The sequence below is a fragment of the Tolypothrix sp. VBCCA 56010 genome, from assembly GCF_050875635.1.
In the GTDB taxonomy this organism is placed as follows: Bacteria; Cyanobacteriota; Cyanobacteriia; order Cyanobacteriales; family Nostocaceae; genus Hassallia.
In genome coordinates this window covers 1-1,433 of sequence record NZ_JBPAOH010000344.1, presented here as the reverse complement: position 1 = coordinate 1,433, position 1,433 = coordinate 1, and the positions used below count along the sequence as shown (strand labels likewise).

Genomic DNA, 1,433 nt, shown 5'->3' with positions numbered 1-1,433 from the left:
CTATGCATTACCCGCATCTTTCTCAACAAAAATACAACTTACTTAAAATATGCCAAAAGCATTGATAGGTATAGTTTTTGAGAGAAGAGAATATTTGAGGGTAATGGTGCATCATGGAAAAATGGGCAGCATCGGAATTAAAACAGGCAGATTTAGGAGACGCAAGACGAAACAAGCGTCTGGTAAGGATCGTAGAAGACTTGGCAGCACAACCAAGCAGCAGCGTACCTCAAGCCTGTGGAAACATGGCAGCAACAAGCGCAGCATATGATTTTTGGAATTCACCCTATTTTCAACCGCAGGATATCCGCTCTTCTCATATAGCAAGCACAATTGAAAGAATAAAAGAAAACGACATAATACTGGCAATACAAGATACGACAAGCATAGATTTAACAGACCATCCAGCAACAAGTGGTGTTGGTTATCTTGACCATCGTAAAACCTTTGGATTAAAAGTGCATTCAACTTTTACAACAACAACTCATGGAGTACCACTTGGGATTATAAATCAACAGGTATGGGCAAGAGAACAAGAAAATTTAGGGATAGCAAAAAAACGTCGGCAACGGGAAACTCAAGAAAAGGAAAGTCAACGTTGGTTGGATTCTTTAAATACTACACAGCAGTTGATACCAGAAGAAATTACAGTTGTGACGATGGGCGATTCCGAAGCTGATATATTTGATTTATTTAGTCTTGAGCGTCAAGAAAATTCCCATTTACTGATTCGCGGAACCCACAATCGCAAAGTAGACCATAATGCAAAATACCTACATCAAGCAATACGCCAAACACAACCATGCGGTAAGCTTACGGTTGAAGTCAAACGGAACCCAGAGCGTGATGCAAGGACAGCAAAACTAACACTCTTTCAAGCCACTTTTGAGATACAAGTACCCTTACACCATATCCGACGTTCACAGTTGAAACCTGTAAAATTGCAGGTAATTCTGGCACTTGAAGAAAACCCGCCAGATGGAATCAAACCGATTAGCTGGTTGTTGCTTACTACCCTTAAAGCTAACAGTTTTGAAGAGGCTGCCCGTTGCGTTCGCTGGTACACATATCGTTGGTTGATAGAACGTTACCACTACACATTAAAAAGTGGTTGTGGAATTGAAAAATTACAGCTTGAAACCGTAAGGCGAATCCATATGGCACTGGCAACATATTCAATTGTGGCGTGGCGTTTGTTATGGCTAACTTATCAAGCCAGATTTAACCCTGATATGCCATGCGATTCTGTTCTAGAAATCGATGAATGGCAACGCCAGTCGCCTCAAGTCGGGAAACCCGCCCACGGCGCTGGCTCGTCTTTGTGTGCCACTATCAACAAAAATCCAATCCCACCCAAAAAGCCGCCTTCTTTACGCCAAGCAGTACGAATGATTGCAATATTAGGTGGCTTTTTAGGTCGAAAGGGTGATGGA

At 42.0% G+C, this 1,433-nt stretch carries 1 protein-coding gene; it reads left to right on the top strand.

Features of this window, described 5'->3' with window-relative positions; genetic code table 11:
- Nucleotides 1–113 precede the first annotated feature (113 nt).
- Nucleotides 114–1,433 (top strand): IS4 family transposase (locus AABK37_RS41335; RefSeq protein ID WP_432557170.1); only part of this gene is annotated, 1,320 nt, incomplete at its 3' end.